This window comes from Otoolea muris, from assembly GCF_943193115.1.
Classification (GTDB): Bacteria; Bacillota; Clostridia; order Lachnospirales; family Lachnospiraceae; genus Otoolea; species Otoolea muris.
On the sequence record NZ_CALPCY010000001.1, the window covers coordinates 112,681 to 130,557 of the forward strand.

A 17,877-nucleotide genomic window follows, 5' to 3' on the forward strand; every position below is an offset into this window, starting at 1 on the left:
CGTGTTTGAAAATTCATTCCTGGCATCTGCACGCGCCACTTCGCGGTATATTTGGGCCAAATTCACTTAACGCAGCCCGCTGCGCCGCGTTCATTTGGCCCAAATCTCCCACAAAGCGGAACGCACATCTGGCAGAAAGCATTTTTCAAACACGCTCTAGCACAGAAGGCATCAGGGGTCAAAAGACCTTTTGACCCCGACGTCATGAGATTACTCACTATGCATTCCGATCTTACCACCGCGGCGCCGCCCTCCCGAACAGCTCCCACATCGCCCCGGCGCTGAAGCCCTTGCCGCGCAGCTCATGGCGCGCCTCCAGCTCAGCCGGGTAATCAGCCAGCTTATAGGTCGTAAAATTTCTAAATTCCTGATGGGTCACCAGTGGAATTAAGTCGTAATCCGAGACAGCCACAGTCCCGTCCTCTCCGCGTTTCAGCCGCACCTCGGCCATCCCGCCCAGGACGCAGGCCAACTCGTTCTGCGCAGACACATAATTTCCCAGGCTGTAATACACCAGCCCCGTATGTCCGGAAGGGGTGGTCAGCATCTGGTACGGCTCCAGCACATGCGGGTGGGCGCAGAATACAATGTCCGCCCCGTTGTCGATGAAGCGCTGGATCTGCTTTCTCTGGTACGCGGTGGGCGTGTGGACGTACTCATTTCCCGCGTGCAGGATGGCAATCAGGAAATCACTGTTGTCCCTCGCCTCATGAAGCGTTCCCTCGATCCCGCCGTCGCCCAGCAGATCCACCAGGTACTCCCTGCCGCGGCGGCGGCCCTCCAGGCCGTTTAGGCCGTAGGTATAATTGACAAAGCCAAGCCGGACGCCCTTTACGTCCATATAGCGGATATCGGAATCAGCGGCGTCCTTGTGGATCCCGAGATACACCATCTCCGGATAATTCGTCTCCCAGAAGCCGATGGTATCGAGAATGCCTGTCACGCCTTTATCCATGGTGTGGTTCGTCGCATGGGCCACCACGTCAAAGCCGGCCTTTGCGATGGCATGCCCCAGCGCGTCGGGGCTCCCGAACATGGGATAGGAGCTCACTTGGCTGTAATCCTTTATGAGAATCGTCTCCTGATTGAGGATGGCCACATCCGCTGACGCAAAGTCCTCCTTCATCGGCTCGAAAATCCGATCAAAATCGTAGCCGCCGTCTCCAAGGAGGCTCTGGCTGAAGATCGGCTGATGGATGAGATCATCCCCCACCATGCGGATGAGGATCTCGTCCTCTGCCGGAACCGCTTCCCCTGTCTGCGCCCCGTCGGACATCTCCCCGCCTTGCTCTTCCCTGCTTTCTATCTCTGCCGCCGGTCCGGCAGAGGCGATCCCGCCGCAGTAAAGAGCCATACTCACAGCGCATGTCACGATCGCGATGCCTTTTTTCATACTTTTTACCTCCAAATTTATGTATGTACTCCCGGAGCCCCGCCATACCTGATCTTTTGAGATTCCGGGAGTACATAGGTCAGACAGCCTGAACGGCCGCCGCCCGTTTTACAATCCCCACAAGCACATCGGTCATCTTTTCCATGGACTGCGCCGGGATGTATTCAAATTTCCCGTGGTAATGATAGCCTCCGGTGGAGAGATTGGGGCATGGGAGGCCCATATAAGAAAGCCTGGCCCCGTCAGTGCCGCCGCGGATCGGCACGACCCGCGGCTCGATCCCCGCATCTTTCATGGCCTCGCTGGCCATCTCAATCAGATACATGTGGGGCTTTATCTGTTCCTTCATATTATAATAGGAATCCTTTACCGACGCCTCTAACGTCCCCCCGCCGTATTTCGTGTTCAGATACGATGCGGCGGCCTGAAAGAGGCGCTTGCGGCCCTCGAACCGCTCCCGATCATGATCCCGGATGATATACTCCATCCTGGCGTTTTCCACGTCCCCTGTGAAATGATCAAGGTGAAAGAAACCCTCATATCCTTCTGTATACATGGGCGCTTCCGCGGCCGGGAGCAGGCTCTGGAATTCCATTCCCAGCAAAATGGCGTTTTTCATCCGCCCTTTTGCATCTCCCGGGTGGATAGAGACGCCTTTTATGGACACGGCGCCTGAAGCGGCGTTGAAATTTTCATATTCCAGTTCGCCAATCGGGCCGCCGTCCACCGTATAGGCCGCCGCCGCGCCAAAGCCCGTGACGTCAAAGTGATCCGCGCCCCTTCCGATCTCCTCATCCGGGGTGAAGGCGATGCAGACCGGCCCGCGCGGGATCCCGGGATTCGAGAGCAGACGGGCCGCCATGGCCATGATCTCCGCAATCCCCGCCTTGTCGTCCGCCCCCAAAAGGGTGGTTCCGTCTGTCACGATCAGATCCTGGCCCACGCATTCCCCGAGACAGGGGAAATCAGCCCGCCGCATCGTGATGCCCAGCTCCCTGTTGAGGACAATGTCCCCGCCGTCATACGCTTCTACGATGCGCGGCTTCACATGCCTGCCCGACATGGCGGGCGCTGTGTCCATGTGGGCTATAAAGCCCAGGGCCGGCGCTTTTTCAAGCTCAGGGCGGTTCGCGGGGATCGCGGCGTAGACATAGCCGTATTCATCCATGCGGGCATTTGACGCCCCCATATCCCGCAGCTCCCGCAAAAGCGCCCTTGCCAGATCGAGCTGCCTGTCCGTGCTCGGCGTACTCATACTGCTTTCCTCTGACTGTGTGTCAAAGGATACATAGCGCAAAAAACGTTCTGTTACATCGCTCATTTCACTATACCTCATTTTTCTGTTTTCATCCGTAACCGTTCAGATGGCCTTGAACCGTTACTTTCACTCCCTGATCCGGCGCTATTCCCTCTGCCTCCAGGGCCGGCGTGAGAACCATTTGCGGAGCATGTTCCAGAGCATGACAGCTTTTCAAAATCCTGAATTTCGACGCCTGTCTTTCTTGCCATATGAAACCGCCCGCCTTTATCACAATGCATCCCCGCCGCCATGCGCCGCATACTCTCCGGCATATCCGCCATAAATTCCCTGCCGGAAAGATGCGAAAGCGGCGCGGCAAGCCCGTCCGGCATCACGAGACGCCAGGCGTGGAGAAGCTGGGAGTCTGTGCGGTATTTTTTCTTCACCTCGCGGTTGACCGCAGAATCGCCGTATTTGGGATCGCCGGCGATCGGATGGCCGATGGAAGCCAGATGCGCCCGGATCTGGTGCGGGCGGCCGGTGACAAGCTCCACCTCCAGAAGCGTATAGCGCCCGTCGCTTTTAAGCGGCCGGTACGCGGTGCGGATAGGCACAGCCTCCTGCGGGCGGGGCGCCCCTTCTGCAAACACCCTGACCTGATTGTTCCTCTCATCCTTTAAAAGCCATCCGCACAGCCGGACGGGCTGCTTAAGCGCGCCTTTTACAATACACAGATAAAATTTCCCAATCGCGCGGCTTTTGATCAGGTCTGACATGATCTGAAGCCCCTGCAGGGATTTCCCGGCAATCACAAGGCCGCTCGTATTGCGGTCTAAACGGTTGCAGACCGAGGGCTTTACGCGCTTTAAGGACTCCTCTGTAAGATTTCCGGAGTCCAGCAGGTAGCGGATGATATATTCCACCAGCGATTCGTCTTCGGGGCGCGCTTTCTGGGACAGCATCCCGGCCGGCTTATTAATCAGAAGGATGTGCGCATCCTCGTAGACGATCGCAAGAGGCGTCTTTTTCACCTCCTGCACCGTTATCTCAGAAAAGGCGCGGATCGTCTCGTCAGACAGGAAGAGACGGATCTCGTCGCCCGGCTTAAGGCGCTCATCCCCGCCGCATTTTTTCCCGTTGAGGGTGATGTTCTTTTTGCGCATCATTTTATAGACAAAGCCCTTGCCGGCCCGGCTTAAATATTTTCCCAGAAAATGATCGAGGCGCTGTCCGGCCTCCTGTTCGGTGATGGTTACGGTCTGCATCGATTCCTCTCCAGTCTTATGATCGTTCAAACATGCTCTGCTGCATGGAAGCGCCCTGTAGGCTGCTGTTCACACGCCCAAATGTCACATCGAAAGGCTTTTAAGCACCCGGACCGCATATTCCACGGTCCCGTCATCCTCATATTCGGAGGCTGGCTTTAAGCTTTTTATGCGCTTGTCAAAGGTTTTTAATTCGTTTGTCACCCGCATATTGGGATCGAGCTTCTGGGCCGTCAAAATCTCGTTGAGCGCCTGTTCCGCCCGCTTTGCATCCGCTCTTTTGTTGACACAGTAGGCGTATATGCCTGTGGGGTGTACGGCGATGGCGTCCATGGGCAGCACATCGTCCTTCGTGGTCAGCACCAGATCGTAGAGCATGATGAATTTCTCTTCATATGCGGAATACGTGTCATAAAAGCCGCGGGGAGGCGTCTTGTATTTTAAGCAGGCCACAAGCGGGGAGGCTGCGTTGGCGGCGGGCAGGACCGTCAGGATCGCCATCACGGTGAGGATGTTTCTGACCGCCTGCGCCTGCGCCATATAGCGCGCCCCGAGCTGGCCCAGGATAAACAGGATCAGTACAAAGACGATCAGGCACTGGCGCTTTTTAAATGCATTGCGGTAGCCGTACTCCCCTTTTTTTACTCTCTTCAATCGTCTCATCCTTTCTTTTGTCCGGCGGCGCAGGCGGGCGCAAGCGCTGTCATGGCGTTCAGCAAAAGCCCGTGGGGCGCGATTTTGCAGAGCAGCCGGAACGCCTTCATCACCGGCCCGTAGACCGAAACCGTTTTTCCCATCGCGCTGTCCCGGACGGCGAGCTTCACCACGCGCGATGCGTTCGCCATGGTCAGGCGCTTATACAGAGGCATCTTTCCTGTCGTCTCGGCGATCGAGAAAAATTCCGTCTTCACCGGGCCGGGGCATACGGCCGTCACCCGGATCCCCCGGGATTTGAGCTCTTCGTTTAACGCGCGGCTGTAGCTTAAGACAAATGCCTTGGTGGCCGCGTACACCGCAAATCCGGGCTGCGGCAGAAAGGCGGCGGAGGAAGCGTACTGGAGGATCCGCCCGCCGCGGCCCATATAGGGGAGCGCGATGTGGGTAACTGCCAGCAGCGCCTCGCAGTTTAAGCGCACCATTCCCGTTTCCTCCTCTAAGGGCACGCCGCCTGCCGGCCCGATCTTCCCGTATCCCGATGCGTTGACCAGGATTCTTACATCCGGTTTTGCCGCGCGGAGCGCTTCGGAAAGCACGTTAAGCTCATCCGGCTTTGTCAGATCAATGGCAAATTTTCTCACCGGTACAGGAAGCACGTCCTCCAGCGCGTCTAAGCGATCGCCCCTGCGGGCCGCGATCCAGATCTCCGACAGACCGCCAAAGCGATCCGAAAGCTGCACGGCTGTCTCCCGTCCCATGCCGGAAGAAGCGCCTGTAATGATTGCGATTTTCAAATCCGATTCCCTCCTTTGTCCTGCTTTTTGTGTATATTGCGTATCGTTTTCTTCTTTTTGGGCTTTTCCAGACACGCTTTTCCAGATGCGCCGCCCTTTCCCTGCGCCTCTTTACGGCCCGCCGCGCCGCGTTCCGGCCGGATCAGGCATGTTTTCCCGAATCCGATCAGATCCGTCCGCCCCGCGGCCTTCAACGCCTCCAGCACCAGCCGGTAATTCTTTGGATTCCGGTACTGGATCAGCGCCCTCTGCATGGCCTTTTCATGGGGATTTACCGGCACATAGACCTTCTCCATGGTCCTGGGATCATAGCCTGTGTAATACATGCAGGTGGACAGCGTGGACGGGGTCGGGTAGAAATCCTGCACCTGCTCCGGCATGTAGCCCAGATCGCGGAGATACTCAGCCAGCGCGATCGCCTCCTTAAGGCCCGAGCCCGGGTGCGACGACATCAGGTACGGAACCAGGTACTGCTTCATGCCCAGACGCCTGTTCATATCATAGTATTCCTTCATAAAGCGGCGGTAAACCGCATTTTCCGGCTTTCCCATGCGTTTCAGCACCGGATCCGCGATGTGCTCCGGGGCCACTTTAAGCTGGCCGCTCACATGGTACTGGCACAGCTCCTTAAGAAACGCCCGGCTCTCCTCTGCCAGAAGGTAATCAAAACGGATCCCGGAACGGATAAAGACTTTTTTCACCCCCGGGAGCGCGCGCAGTTTTTTCAGCAGGGAAATATAGCCGCTGTGATCCGTATTTAAATTTTTGCAGGGCTCTGGAAACAGGCACTGTCTGTCCGGGCAGGCCCCGAAGCGCGTCTGCTTTTCACACGCAGGGTGGTAAAAATTCGCCGTCGGGCCCCCCACATCGTGGATATACCCCTTAAAATCCGGATCCTGCGTGAGAAGCCTGGCCTCTGCCAGAATGGATTCATGGCTCCTGGTCTGCACGATCCGCCCCTGATGGAACGTAAGGGCGCAGAAGCTGCACCCGCCAAAGCAGCCGCGGTTGCTGATAATGCTGAATTTCACTTCGGAAAGCGCCGGAACGCCGCCCGCCGCCTCATACGACGGATGGCAGCGCCGCATATACGGCAGGGCATACACGTCATCCATTTCCGTCTGGGAAAGAGGGGCCGCGGCCGGATTCTGCACCACGTAAAGCGACGCCCCGTACGGCTCCGCGAGGCGTTTTCCCGAAAACGGATCCGTATTCCGGTACTGGATCATGAAGCTTTTTGCATAGCTTTCCTTATCCTTTTTGAGCTCCTCATACGACGGGAGCCGGATCTCATCATAGACTGACGACAGATCCGCCGCCCGGTATACCGTACCGTCCACAAAGGTGATGTCCTTTACGTCAATCCCGCTGTTTAAGGCGTCCGCGATCTCCACAACCGACCGCTCCCCCATGCCGTAGGAAATGAGATCCGCCCCGCTCTCCAGAAGAATGGACCGCTTCATCTTCCCGGACCAGTAATCGTAATGCGCAAGGCGGCGCAGGCTGGCCTCGATCCCCCCGATGATCACAGGCTTTTCGGAAACAGCGCGGATCAGGCGGCAGTACACAATCGTCGCATAGTCCGGGCGCTTTCCCATCACGCCGCCCGGCGTGTAGGAATCCTTTTCCCGCCGCTTTTTGGACACGGAATAATGGTTCACCATGGAATCCATATTTCCGGCTGTCACCAGCCAGCCGAGCCTCGGCTCGCCAAGGATACGCACGCTCTCCGGGTCATTCCAGTCCGGCTGGGGGATGATCCCCACCCGGTAGCCGTGCGATTCCAGGACGCGGCTTATGACTGCATGTCCAAAGGACGGGTGATCCACATAGGCATCGCCTGTCACATAGACAAAATCGCAGGACTCCCAGCCGCGCGACTGCATGTCCTGTCTGGTAATCGGTAAAAATTCGTTTGTCATGGTTATTGAAGCTCCGTTTCAGTTATGGTTTCTGTTGTCACTGCGCATTCTCTCCCGGCCAGCAGCTCCTCATAATCGCGTATGTAATAATCCGCCAGCCGCCTCTTCTCCCCTCCCAGGTGGCTCGAAGCCGCGTCCTCCACGGCGCAGACCTCCATGCCGGCGCGTTTGCCCGCCAGGATTCCGGCCGGCACATCCTCAAATACCATGCACTCCGACGGAGCCGCCCCCACGCGCCTGGCCGCCTCTAAATAGATATCCGGGGAAGGCTTTCCGGCCGGCACCTCGCAGGCCGTGGTGATGGCGTCAAAATACTGCTCAGCCTTCAATGAATGCAGGACTGTATCCACAATCCCTCTCTCGTTGCTCGTGGCTATCCCGATCCGTATCCCCCGCGCGCGCAATTCCTTTAGAAACGCCTCGGCGCCAGGCTTAAACGGGACGCTGGTCCGGTATTTGTCAATGGACATCCCGATCCAGATCTCCTTGATCTCTTCTACCGTAAGCGGGAGCCTGAAGCGCTCCTTAAAATACGCGGCGCCCTCTGAGAAGCTCATCCCTTCAATCATCGTCTGCAAATCGTCGGGGCATGTGTAACCAAACCGATCGAGAAATTCGATATCAATGGCCTTCCACATCCACATTGAATCCACCAGTGTGCCGTCCAGATCAAACAAAACAGCCCTTTTTCCTTCCAACATCATATGAAATCCTCCTATGGCGGCGGCCAGGCCGCAAACTCTTATAATTGACCCAAATCAGATAGCGGGATGATGTTTCAGACACGCTCCAGACTGCGAAGCTCGTCCTGCGTAAGCGCCCGGTACCGGCCGGGCTTTAACGTTTCATCCAGCGAAAGAGGCCCCATGGAAATACGTTTTAAATACACAACTGTTCCCCCGACAGCCTCAAACATCCGTTTCACCTGATGAAACTTCCCCTCCCGGATCGTAAGGAGAGCCTTTGCGGCTGTCTCCCCCGCCTCCCGCGGTTCTTTTAAAAATGTCAGCGAGGCCGGGCGCAGGGCCGTCCCGTCCTTAAGAACCAGCCCTTCTGCAAACCGCTCTCTCACATCTTCCGGAAGCCTTCCGGTCACATGCGCCAGGTAGACCTTGTCCACCTTCCGGTTCGGAGAAAGCAGACGGTGGGCCAGCGCGCCGTCATTTGTAATCAGAAGCAGCCCCTCTGTATCAATATCCAGACGCCCGACCGGGAACAGATCCTTTCTCTTAGAATCTGTAATCAGATCCACCACGGTCGTGTGGAGGCCGTCTTCTGTGGCGGACACAACGCCCGGCGGCTTATTCAGCATATAGTATTCCGTCTCCGCCCAGCCCACGGCTGCTCCGTTCAGCGTAATCCGCATCCTGTCCGGATCCACCTTAAACCCCGGATCCAAAACCGCCTGTCCGTCCACGCAGGCGCTTCCCTTCCGGATCCGCTCCTTCACCTCGCTGCGGCTCCCGCACTTCATTTCCGTCAAAAATTTATCAAGCCGCATGGATTTCCCCATTACTGCCACCTCCAGCCGGGATAATACTTATTTTTCAACATATTGCTGTGCAGGCGTCCCCAGCCGAGCGGAAACCCGTCCACACAGACCAGCCTCCAGCCCCCGGACGGCGGCCCGCCCCGGGCGGCTTCCTGTATCCTGCATACACACGCATCCTCACTCAGGGAAACCGTCTCCCCTTTTAAATAGCGGATCACCCGCTCATCCCCGGATGAGAGCATCAGGCGCCCTGGCCCGTCCCCCGGGGGGAGCGCCATGGCGAGCGCCTGGGAGGGTTCAAAACGCCCTCTCTTTAATTCCCCCAGCAAAAGCCCGGTCCGCAGATAGCGCAGTCCGCCCCGGTCCGCCGCCGGGCCTTTACAGAGTTCTTCCGGAAGATAATAAAGCCTCTCCCGCTCCAGACGGACGCGCCCCGGCTCCAAACGCCCTCTCCCGCCCCATCCTTCCACAAAACGGAGCGCATCCGAAACGCCTGTCAAGGCTTCATGTCCCCCGCTTCGCCCGTCTGCCCGAGATGTCCTCAAAGCGCCGCGCAGAGCCCGCCCGGCTCCAAAACCTTCCTGAGCGCGGCAGGAACCCCCGGACAGCGGCGCGCTGCCTCCGTCTCCTCCCGCTGCCTCCCCCGTCCCGGATCCTGCCTTCTCAAGAAGCGCCAGAAAATGCCCCTCACCACGGATCCTGTGGGGAAACAGCCGCACACACTCCGGCATGCCGATGCCCGGCGAAAAACCATCCTTTTTCTCAATCTCTGCCAGGCGCATCTCCGGAAACGCATCCAGCGCAAAGCGGATGCATCCCTCATTCTCCTCCTCGTCAAAGGTGCAGGTCGAATACAAAAGCCGCCCGCCCGGAGCCAGCATCCGCACTGCCTCCGAGAGAATCTGCCTCTGCAGAGGAATATAATACTCCGGCCCGCGCTCCTCATAGCTCTTTACCATCCCCGGATCCCGGCGGAACATCCCCTCCCCCGAGCACGGAGCATCGACCAGAATCTTGTCAAAAAACCCCGGAAAACGTGCGGAAATCCTCTCCGGCGTCTCGCTCAGCACACAGATATTGGAAGCCCCGAAAAGCTCCAGATTCTTAAGCAGGGCCTTGGCCCTCGAAGCGCTGATATCATTTGCAAAAAGGACGCCCTCTCCTTTAAGCCCCGCCGCCAGCTCCGTGCTCTTCCCGCCCGGGGCCGCGCACAGATCCAGCACCCGCTCCCCGGGCCGAACCCCCAGAACCGCCGCCGGCGTCATCGCGCTCGGCTCCTGCAGATAATAAAGCCCCGCCGAATACCACGGATGCCGCCCGGGGCGCATCTCCTCCCCGTAATAAAATCCGTTGGGAATCCATGCAATCCTCTCAAGCTTCCATCCGGCCTTTGCGGCATTATTGTAAAATGTGTCCGGATCCGACTTCAGCGTATTGACGCGAAGTCCAAAGCAGGGGGGCTGCGAGCACGAAGCCGCGTACTCCGCAAATGAATTTCCCAGAAGGGCCTTCATTTTTTGTATATATCGCTCTGAAAAAGGTGAAGTGTACAATGTTTTGTTCCTCTTGCATATAATTACTATGTTTCTAAATGTTCCGGTTTATGGCCGGGGAAAAGTCGTAAAAGGGCCCCCGCCAGTAAAGCAGCCGGAAGCAGGCAGTATATCCGTAAGAAAACCGGCGGCCCTCTTCACAACATCTGAAAATGAATATATAAGCTTTTTGTCAGATATGCTAATCTGCAGAAACCAGAGAAATTATGGCACGCCTGACTTCAAATCGTTACAGCCTAATAATCAAAATACAACCGTCTCTTCTCCAGATACTTAAGCACCCAATACGGATTCACGCTCATCTCCTCAAAGTGATCCGTCTTCAGATAAAGTCCCAGATGCAGATGCACCGGAAAATTCCCCACTGTATTCTCCTGCTTCCCATAGCCGGAATCGCCCATATACCCCAAAAGCTCCCCGGCCCGCACCGTCTTTCCCTCCTCTAAGCCCTCCGCATAAGAAAACAGATGCGCATAATACAGATACAGCCCCGAAGGGCTGCGGATGCCTGCCCGCCAGCCGCCCTGTTCCAGCCAGCCGAGCTTTTCCACCACGCCGTCGGTGATGCTGATGACCGGGTAAAAGCCTCTCTCACGCTCCATGCCCATGATATCGCAGCCCTCGTGGCCCCGCTCCCCGCCGTAGGTCCGCTTCTGCTGCCAGCCGTCCTCGTAAGTGACAGGCGGCGTATCCGCCCTGGTGCTGGCGGGGATGGGGAAATATTTCAGATCCGAAAATACGATCTCATACGCATGGCACAGCTTTTTGTATGCCGCTGATTTCTGCTCCAGCAAAAGCCGGCGGCCGTCCAGGATGTCAAGCGTCTCGAGAGGGCCTGAAAGGTCAGCCTCTGTCTCAAACTCCGTCAAATCAAAGGCGTGGTCAAGCATAAAACCCGAAAGGCGCTCGCAATCCACCTCCGTAAGCCCCGCTATTGCCGGGCCGAGCCGCATGCCGCGGAACTCCACGCTCTCCCAGGTATAGGCATCCAGCCGGTAAAAGGACGGATCCTGACCCAGCCAGTGAAACAGGCTCACATTAAACAGCGACAGCAGAATCAGAAAAAGGATCATCATATCTTGGGCGCTCCCGGACATATAGTAATATAAATCATTCTATTCGGAACGCTATGAAAAAATCCATCCTTCCCATCCTGCCGATCCTGACCCTGATCCTTCTCTTAACGCACCCGGCCCTCTCTTTCACGGGCGCAAAAAACGGGCTGCTTCTGTGGTGGAGTGTCGTACTGCCCACGCTTTTGCCCTTTATGCTCTGCTCCAGCCTCCTGGTCGCCTGGGGCGGCGTCCCGCTGCTCGTGAAGCCCTTTGCCCCCCTCTTAAGGTGTTTCGGCCTCTCTCCGGAGGGGAGCTATGCCCTGATCGCCGGCCTCCTGTGCGGCTATCCCATGGGAGCCAAGACCACAGCCGACTTCCTGCGCGGCGGATTCATACGGAATGAAGAGGGGCGTATCCTGCTCGCCGCGGCCGGATGGCCCAGCCCCATGTTTCTGGCCGGGTATATCGCCCCCCGCCTGGCGCCGGAGATCCCGCTCTGGAAAGCGGCCCTTGCCCTCTATCTCCCGCTCCCTTTTCTTCTCCTTACAGCCGGGGGGCTCTGCCGTCTTCAGAACCGGCCCGTCAAATGGGCTGCAAAGCGCGGGGGCGGGAAAAACGCAGGAGCCGGCCGGACTGGGCAAAACCACGCCCGGGTACGCCGCCCCGCCCCGGCCCCCGCGCCGTTTGACGAGGTTTTGATGAACGCGCTGGAAATCATGGTGAAGATCGGCGGCTTCCTCATGATCTACTCCATCCTGGCCGCCTTCATCTCCTCCTCCGGCCGCATCCCGGCCCGGATAAAGCCGTTCCTGTCAGGCATTGTGGAGATGACGACCGGCATAGACGCCATCGCCCGCTCCATGTCCGGGCCGGCTTCCCTAAGCGGACGGGCCGCCTGCGCCGCCATGCTCGCCTGCGCCGCCTTCGGAGGGCTGTCCGGCGTTTCCCAGACAAACACGGTTATAAAAAATGCCGGACTTTCTATCCGGCATTATGTACTCTGGAAACTGCTCCACGCCGCCCTCGCCGCGGCCATTCTTCTTATCATAACCGCCCGGGCTGCCTGAAATTTCCCATAACTGTTCAGGCTGCCTGAACAGTTATAATTCCTCCCTGTTCCCGCGCAGCCGCTTAAGCTTGTACGGCTGGATCCTGGCCGCAGGCCGGGCGCCTACTCCATCGGCGCTTCCCCGCCCATGTAGGGCGCGGCGGCCTCTGTCTCCGGCTCCCGGATCACGCTTCCGGCCAGCTCGTTCCGGTTAGAGGAAACGATGTCAAAGCTGGACTGCATGGAACTCATGAACGCTTCAAAGCGCCCCTGCGCCCCGTCCATGGAATGCTTGATAATGGTCTGCAGGCTTCCCAGCATCTCATCCGTATACTGCACCGAGCCCTGGCGGATATTGTTCGCCTCTGTCACCGCGCCGTCCACAATGGCCTGCGCCTGCGCCTGCGCCTGCTCGATAATGCTGTTCGCCTCCGCGTAGGCCCGCTGCATGATCTCATGCTCATTCACCAGCTCATTCGTCTGGGCCGTCGCCTCTGCCACCATCGCGTCCGCCTGGGTGCGCGCTTCCCTCAAAATCGCGTCCTGATTGCTGATGATCTTCTGGTACTTCTTGATCTCCTCAGGAACCCGCAGGCGCAGCTCCACCAAAAGCTCCTCCAGCTCCTCCTTATTGACAAGGATCTTGGAGTTTGACAATGCCTGGAATTTACAGCTATCAATATATTCTTCAATCTCATTGATAATTTGTTCAATCCTGCTCATAGCATCTCTCCTTACCTCTCTAATGTGCTCTCGGAAAATCAGCCGCAAGGCAGGTGCGGGGAGACTCTGAGAGTACATTCTAACCTACCGCCTGTTTACCGGGAAACAGACGCATATTTCGCGGCCACCAGCTTCGCGACGCCCGGATCCAGGAAGGCCGAAATATCGCCGCCGTACCTGGCGACCTCCTTCACCGTGCTGGAGCTTAAATATGCATACTTCAGATTTGTCGTTAAAAATAATGTATCAATTTCAGGCGCAATCACCCGGTTCATCTGCGCCAACTGCAGCTCATACTCAAAATCCGTGATCGCGCGGAGCCCCCGCACAATGACGCTCGCTTTGTTCTGACGGACAAAATCAATCAAAAGGCCGTTAAAGGACCGCGCCTCCACATTCGGCAGCCCCGCTGTCACGTCCTCTAACATCTTAACACGTTCCGAGGCAGAAAACAACGGAGATTTTGCATGATTCTTCAAAACCCCGACGATCACCCTGTCAAAAATCTGGGAAGAACGTTCAATAATATCATAATGACCGAGCGTCACCGGATCAAAGCTGCCCGGGTAAATTGCTGTCTTCATTTCATTGCTTCTCCTTTGGTAATAAATAAGTGCCTGTTAGTTTTATATATCTTTTCCCTCGCAAGGGTAAAGCCCAATTTGGCAAGATAATTGGTATCCGTCCCGATCGACGTCTCCACGATGATCCTCGTATTTCCGTCCGCCAGGGCCGAATGCGCAAGGTAAGAAAGCGCCCCGCATTCCAGCCCGCGCCCGTACGGCGGATCCATGAAAACAAAATCAAACGCCTGCCCCCGTTCCTCCAGGCGCGAAAGCGCCGCCGCCGCGTCGCAGCACATCACCAGAGCCCGGTCCGCCAGGCGGGTCGCGGCGAGGTTTTCGCGGATGCATGAGGCCGCCCTCTTATCCTTTTCCACAAAAACAGCGGACTTTGCCCCGCGGCTGAGCGCCTCAATCCCAATCCCGCCGCTTCCGGCAAACAGATCCAAAAACGCGCAGCCGTACAGATCATCGTGTATCATATTAAAAAGCGTCTCTTTTATCCGATCCGTCGTGGGTCTTGTCTCCATCCCGTCAATGGTCTTTAACCGAAGCCGTCTGGCGCTTCCCGCTATCACCCGCATCGATCACGCCCCCCGTTATTTTTTATTTTATCGTAATCGTCCGTATATCTCTGAACAATTGCATTTTATCTATTATAGTATGTAATCGCACGAGATACAAGCTAAAAATTCTTACGCGTTCCCAAAACAAATCTGTATTCAAACGCATCATTTGGTTACCAAAAGCTTCTAGTGTATTATTTCTTCTCAGCGCCATACTAGGAATGTAGCATAAAGAACAGCCCATGAAACACACACACAATCACATGGGCAAAACAGATGAAAAGGAGGCGTTTATTATGTCTACAACAAACAACAAAACAAACGTACCGGAGGCAAAGGAAGCCATGAACAAGTTCAAGATGGAGGTAGCCAGCGAGCTCGGCGTACCGCTGTCCAACGGCTATAACGGCAACTTAACCTCTGCGCAGAACGGGTCTGTGGGCGGTTATATGGTTAAGAAGATGATCGAAGCCCAGGAAAAGCAGATGGCAGGTAAATAAAGCCCGCTCTGCCCGAAACGATTTCATCAATTGAACGATTCCTTTCAGGATCGGAAACGGAGCCAGGTCTGCCTACGCGCGCCTGACTCCGTTTTCTTTTAACATTTTCAACCGTTCACACTTCAGACAGGGGATCTTCTTACCCGCCGCCTGAGTTGTTTCGTTATATAAGCGATAAAAACGCGCAGAGATTTCCTCTTCTTTCCGCGCTCCTGCGGTGGGAAAATAAAAGCCCGGGATTGCAGTATGTACAGATATCCGTCACGGACAGATGATCCTCCCTCACGCCGGCCTCCAGAAGGACGGTCCGGTTCGCCTCCCACAGATCCAGAAAAAATTTCTTATTTTTCTTCGGCGTCAGCATCCGCGCACAGGCGGCGGCAGAGAAAGCCGCCTCAAATTCCCCCGCCACATCGTCTCCCACCTCATAGCAGTCCTTACAGATGCTCGGCCCGACGCAGGCCAGGACCTCATTTGGCCGCGTACCGAACGCGCGCTCCATCTCAGAAAGCGTCACGGCTCCCATGCGCTTCACGGTCCCGCGCCACCCGGAATGCGACAGCCCGATCGCCTTATGCACCGGATCCAGAAAATACAGGGGAACGCAGTCCGCAAAAAATGTCACCAGCGTCATTCCCGGAATATCCGTGATCAATCCGTCCACATCCCGGTAATCCCGCTCCCGCACAATGCCCTTTCCGGCGTCCCCGGCATATACGCGCCGCACGTTCGTCGTGTGGGTCTGCCATGTCAGGACCATGCGCTCCCGGCAGACGCCGAGCGCCCCTGCCATGCGGCTGTAATTTTCCAGCACCGCCTCCCGGTCGTCGCCCCTTGTAAACGAAAAATTCATCGTCGCAAAATCGCCCTGGCTCACGCCTCCCAGCCGTGTGGAAAACGCGTGCTTTACAAGCCCCGTCCGCTCCAGGAGCGGGAACGATAAAAAGGTCACGCCGTTTTCCTTCTTTACCTCCAGAACCGGCGCGCCGCCCTTGCGTCTCACATCCATCCTTTTTGTCCTCTCCTCCCTGCCGCGCAGACGCCAGCCGCCGCCCACATTTTCGCGCGGCCGGCAAAACGTATGCGCAGCTCTGCCGCAACCGTCCGGATTGCCGGGAACGGTTATGATCGGTCTGAACCGCCGGCCGCCTCCATCCCTTACGTCCAGAACGCGTCCCGGATCAGCCGGAAGCGGATCTCCCCGCCCGCCTCATCCCGCAGAAACGCCGCCACGTCAAAACGGCACGGCGTATCCCCGCCAAAACCGCGCTTCATCATAAAATATTCAGCGCAGCGGATGATCCGCGCCCTCTTCTTCCCGTCAACCGCCTCCGCCGGATCGCCGCTTCTCAAGGAGCTCCTGTACTTCACCTCAATGAAAACAAGGACATTCCCCTCCATGGCAATCAGGTCAATCTCCCCCTGGCGGCAGCGGAAATTTTCCTCCAGGATGCGGTATCCCATGCGGCTTAAACGGGCGGCCGCCTCCCGCTCATACCGGCTTCCCGCCTCCCGGGGGTTCTCATCCTCCGCTTTCCTCCTCACGCCTTGACACCCATTTTTTTAAGAAACGTGCGCCGGTGGATAGGGCACATGCCAAAGGCGCGGATCGCCTCCATATGGGCCTTTGTCCCATAGCCCTTGTGCCTGGCAAAGCCGTACTGCGGATAGAGCCCGTCATACGCCTCCATCATATGATCCCGCTCTACCTTGGCCAAAATACTGGCGGCCGCTATGGAAACGCTCTTCGCGTCCCCTTTCACGATACTCACCTGCCGCTCCGCCTCGATCCCAGGAATCACAACCGCGTCATTTAAAAACCGGTCCGGGCTTACCGTGAGCGCGGAAACCGCCTGCCGCATGGCCTCATAGGTGGCCTGAAGGATATTGATCTCGTCAATCACCCCCGGGCTTACGACCCCCACGCCGAAGGAAACCGCCTTTTCCCGGATCTCCTTATAAAGCGCCTCGCGCCGCGCGGGTGAAAGCTTCTTGGAATCGTTTAAACCAAGGATCCCGCACTCCTTAGGGAGAACAACGGCCGCGGCCACGACCGGACCGGCCAGAGGCCCGCGGCCGGCCTCGTCGATCCCGCAGATACAGGCGTCGTCCGCGTAAAGCCGCTCATATTCCTTCATCGTCTCCAGGCGGGCCAGTTCCTTTAAAAGCGCCTCCCCCTTCCATGTCCTCATCTGTTTACTCCTCCCGGAAATTCCAGCGTGATCCGTCCCAGCTTCCCGCCCCGGAATTCATCCAGAAACAGGTTCGCGGCCCGCTTTGTGTCAGGCTCATTGCCCTTTAAGCGGCAGGAACGCGCCTCTGCAATGCGCGCCAGCGCCCGGTACGGATCGGCCTCCGCCCCGGCCTCTTCCCCGTAACGCCCGCCAAGCACCTCCTCATAATGCTCCTTTAAGAAACGGATCAGCTCCGCGGCCAGCTCCTCCCGGTCAATAATCTCATCATTGACCGTGCCGATAAAGGCCAGCCTGAGCCCCACGCTCTGATCCTCAAATTTCGGCCAGAGGATCCCCGGCGTATCGAGAAGCTCCAGCGTCCGGTTGAGGCGGATCCACTGGTTCCCTCTGGTCACGCCCGGCTTATTCCCCGTCTTTGTACAAGCCTTTCCCGCAAAGGAATTGATAAAAGTAGACTTGCCCACATTGGGGATCCCGGCCACCATGGCCCGGATCGGCCGGTTCAGAATCCCGCGCCGCTTATCGCGCTCGAGCTTTTCCAGGCAGGCTTCCTGCACCAGCGGCGAAATCTGCTTCAATCCCATTCCGCTCCGGGCATTGATCTCCAGGGCGTGTATGCCCTGCTCTTTAAAATACGCCGCCCAGGCCCTGTTCCAGCGCTCGTCCGCCAGATCCGCTTTATTCAAAAGGACCAGGCGGCTTTTCCCCCTGGCCAGCTCATCAATATCCGGATTCCGGCTTCCAAGCGGAACCCTGGCGTCCACCAGCTCGATCACCAGATCAATGAGCTTCATGTCCTCCTTCATCGCCCGCCTGGCCTTTGTCATATGGCCGGGATACCACTGTATATTCACCGTCAACCTCCTAACCCGCAAAAAAGCGGCATTCACATCCTGCAAAACATATGTCTC

The 17,877-nt window shown here is 57.2% G+C and carries 19 protein-coding genes and 1 pseudogene; 3 read left to right on the forward strand and 17 right to left on the reverse strand.

Features of this window, described 5'->3' with window-relative positions:
* The first annotated feature begins 5 nt into the window (after positions 1-5).
* Entirely contained in the window at positions 6-194 is a 189-nt protein-coding gene (locus NFS31_RS27280; protein WP_416389410.1) for a DUF6783 domain-containing protein, read from the forward strand.
* Positions 195-232: 38 nt separating this feature from the next.
* Here the strand turns inward: NFS31_RS27280 and NFS31_RS00515 are convergent, their stop codons facing one another.
* From NFS31_RS00515 to NFS31_RS00560, 10 genes and pseudogenes are all read right to left on the reverse strand, one after another.
* On the reverse strand, positions 233-1,393 hold the full coding sequence (locus NFS31_RS00515; protein ID WP_251490442.1) for a CapA family protein: 1,161 nt from the start codon (positions 1,391-1,393) through the stop codon (positions 233-235).
* 79 nt (positions 1,394-1,472) lie between these two features.
* Entirely contained in the window at positions 1,473-2,714 is a 1,242-nt protein-coding gene (gene pepT, locus NFS31_RS00520; RefSeq protein WP_251490444.1) for a peptidase T, read from the reverse strand.
* 215 nt (positions 2,715-2,929) lie between these two features.
* Positions 2,930-3,898: pseudogene (locus NFS31_RS00525) on the reverse strand (RluA family pseudouridine synthase); the annotation flags it as partial.
* Between the two features lie 84 nt (positions 3,899-3,982).
* A complete protein-coding gene (locus NFS31_RS00530; protein ID WP_251490446.1) occupies positions 3,983-4,552 on the reverse strand; it encodes an O-linked GlcNAc transferase-like protein in 570 nt (189 codons plus the stop codon).
* A 5-nt stretch (positions 4,553-4,557) separates the two neighbouring features.
* On the reverse strand, positions 4,558-5,349 hold the full coding sequence (locus NFS31_RS00535; RefSeq protein ID WP_251490448.1) for an SDR family NAD(P)-dependent oxidoreductase: 792 nt from the start codon (positions 5,347-5,349) through the stop codon (positions 4,558-4,560).
* Positions 5,346-7,271, reverse strand: coding sequence for a YgiQ family radical SAM protein (locus NFS31_RS00540; RefSeq protein WP_251490451.1), 1,926 nt, complete (start codon positions 7,269-7,271; stop codon positions 5,346-5,348). Before NFS31_RS00540 ends, NFS31_RS00535 begins: the two co-directional genes overlap by 4 nt.
* 2 nt (positions 7,272-7,273) lie before the next feature.
* Entirely contained in the window at positions 7,274-7,975 is a 702-nt protein-coding gene (locus NFS31_RS00545) for an HAD family hydrolase (RefSeq protein ID WP_251490453.1), read from the reverse strand.
* A 74-nt stretch (positions 7,976-8,049) separates the two neighbouring features.
* Positions 8,050-8,784 carry a pseudouridine synthase gene (locus NFS31_RS00550; protein ID WP_251490455.1) on the reverse strand — a complete coding sequence of 245 codons (735 nt, stop codon included), beginning with the start codon at positions 8,782-8,784 and terminating at the stop codon, positions 8,050-8,052.
* Positions 8,784-10,316 carry an RsmB/NOP family class I SAM-dependent RNA methyltransferase gene (locus NFS31_RS00555; RefSeq protein ID WP_275563863.1) on the reverse strand — a complete coding sequence of 511 codons (1,533 nt, stop codon included), beginning with the start codon at positions 10,314-10,316 and terminating at the stop codon, positions 8,784-8,786. The genes NFS31_RS00550 and NFS31_RS00555 overlap by 1 nt, the downstream gene beginning before the upstream one ends.
* A gap of 236 nt (positions 10,317-10,552) precedes the next feature.
* Complete coding sequence (locus NFS31_RS00560) at positions 10,553-11,392, reverse strand: M23 family metallopeptidase (RefSeq protein ID WP_251490458.1); 840 nt, start codon at positions 11,390-11,392, stop codon at positions 10,553-10,555.
* 53 nt (positions 11,393-11,445) lie between these two features.
* Between NFS31_RS00560 and NFS31_RS00565 the strand changes: the two genes are divergently transcribed.
* Positions 11,446-12,438, forward strand: a complete 993-nt coding sequence (locus tag NFS31_RS00565; RefSeq protein ID WP_251490461.1) for a nucleoside recognition domain-containing protein — start codon at positions 11,446-11,448, stop codon at positions 12,436-12,438.
* Positions 12,439-12,542: 104 nt separating this feature from the next.
* Here the strand turns inward: NFS31_RS00565 and NFS31_RS00570 are convergent, their stop codons facing one another.
* The 3 genes from NFS31_RS00570 to rsmD all read right to left on the reverse strand — a co-directional run bounded on the left by NFS31_RS00570 (position 12,543) and on the right by rsmD (position 14,289).
* Positions 12,543-13,142, reverse strand: a complete 600-nt coding sequence (locus tag NFS31_RS00570; RefSeq protein ID WP_251490463.1) for an ATP synthase subunit B family protein — start codon at positions 13,140-13,142, stop codon at positions 12,543-12,545.
* Positions 13,143-13,237: 95 nt separating this feature from the next.
* Entirely contained in the window at positions 13,238-13,726 is a 489-nt protein-coding gene (coaD, locus tag NFS31_RS00575) for a pantetheine-phosphate adenylyltransferase (RefSeq protein WP_251490466.1), read from the reverse strand.
* Positions 13,723-14,289, reverse strand: a complete 567-nt coding sequence (gene rsmD, locus NFS31_RS00580; protein ID WP_251490468.1) for a 16S rRNA (guanine(966)-N(2))-methyltransferase RsmD — start codon at positions 14,287-14,289, stop codon at positions 13,723-13,725. Before rsmD ends, coaD begins: the two co-directional genes overlap by 4 nt.
* A gap of 278 nt (positions 14,290-14,567) precedes the next feature.
* Here rsmD and NFS31_RS00585 point away from each other — a divergent pair, with 278 nt between their 5' ends.
* Positions 14,568-14,771 carry an alpha/beta-type small acid-soluble spore protein gene (locus NFS31_RS00585; RefSeq protein ID WP_251490471.1) on the forward strand — a complete coding sequence of 68 codons (204 nt, stop codon included), beginning with the start codon at positions 14,568-14,570 and terminating at the stop codon, positions 14,769-14,771.
* A 163-nt stretch (positions 14,772-14,934) separates the two neighbouring features.
* Here NFS31_RS00585 and pgeF read toward each other — a convergent pair whose 3' ends face one another.
* The 4 genes from pgeF to ylqF all read right to left on the reverse strand — a co-directional run bounded on the left by pgeF (position 14,935) and on the right by ylqF (position 17,820).
* Positions 14,935-15,780, reverse strand: a complete 846-nt coding sequence (gene pgeF, locus NFS31_RS00590; protein WP_251490475.1) for a peptidoglycan editing factor PgeF — start codon at positions 15,778-15,780, stop codon at positions 14,935-14,937.
* 149 nt (positions 15,781-15,929) lie between these two features.
* Positions 15,930-16,316, reverse strand: a complete 387-nt coding sequence (locus tag NFS31_RS00595) for a YraN family protein (RefSeq protein WP_275563864.1) — start codon at positions 16,314-16,316, stop codon at positions 15,930-15,932.
* Positions 16,313-16,963 carry a ribonuclease HII gene (locus NFS31_RS00600; RefSeq protein WP_251490477.1) on the reverse strand — a complete coding sequence of 217 codons (651 nt, stop codon included), beginning with the start codon at positions 16,961-16,963 and terminating at the stop codon, positions 16,313-16,315. Before NFS31_RS00600 ends, NFS31_RS00595 begins: the two co-directional genes overlap by 4 nt.
* Positions 16,960-17,820: a ribosome biogenesis GTPase YlqF gene (gene ylqF, locus NFS31_RS00605; RefSeq protein ID WP_251490481.1), complete on the reverse strand. Its 861-nt coding sequence runs from the start codon at positions 17,818-17,820 to the stop codon at positions 16,960-16,962. Before ylqF ends, NFS31_RS00600 begins: the two co-directional genes overlap by 4 nt.
* Positions 17,821-17,877: the final 57 nt, after the last annotated feature.

Coding starts and splice junctions, on each gene's coding strand:
- NFS31_RS00515 (WP_251490442.1), bottom strand. CDS start 1,393: ATGAAAAAAGGCATCGCGATCGTGACATGCGCTGTGAGTATGGCTCTT.
- pepT (WP_251490444.1), bottom strand. CDS start 2,714: ATGAGCGATGTAACAGAACGTTTTTTGCGCTATGTATCCTTTGACACA.
- NFS31_RS00540 (WP_251490451.1), bottom strand. CDS start 7,271: ATGACAAACGAATTTTTACCGATTACCAGACAGGACATGCAGTCGCGC.
- NFS31_RS00545 (WP_251490453.1), bottom strand. CDS start 7,975: ATGATGTTGGAAGGAAAAAGGGCTGTTTTGTTTGATCTGGACGGCACA.
- NFS31_RS00550 (WP_251490455.1), bottom strand. CDS start 8,784: ATGGGGAAATCCATGCGGCTTGATAAATTTTTGACGGAAATGAAGTGC.
- NFS31_RS00560 (WP_251490458.1), bottom strand. CDS start 11,392: ATGATGATCCTTTTTCTGATTCTGCTGTCGCTGTTTAATGTGAGCCTG.
- NFS31_RS00565 (WP_251490461.1), top strand. CDS start 11,446: ATGAAAAAATCCATCCTTCCCATCCTGCCGATCCTGACCCTGATCCTT.
- NFS31_RS00570 (WP_251490463.1), bottom strand. CDS start 13,142: ATGAGCAGGATTGAACAAATTATCAATGAGATTGAAGAATATATTGAT.
- coaD (WP_251490466.1), bottom strand. CDS start 13,726: ATGAAGACAGCAATTTACCCGGGCAGCTTTGATCCGGTGACGCTCGGT.
- rsmD (WP_251490468.1), bottom strand. CDS start 14,289: ATGCGGGTGATAGCGGGAAGCGCCAGACGGCTTCGGTTAAAGACCATT.
- NFS31_RS00585 (WP_251490471.1), top strand. CDS start 14,568: ATGTCTACAACAAACAACAAAACAAACGTACCGGAGGCAAAGGAAGCC.
- pgeF (WP_251490475.1), bottom strand. CDS start 15,780: ATGGATGTGAGACGCAAGGGCGGCGCGCCGGTTCTGGAGGTAAAGAAG.
- NFS31_RS00600 (WP_251490477.1), bottom strand. CDS start 16,963: ATGAGGACATGGAAGGGGGAGGCGCTTTTAAAGGAACTGGCCCGCCTG.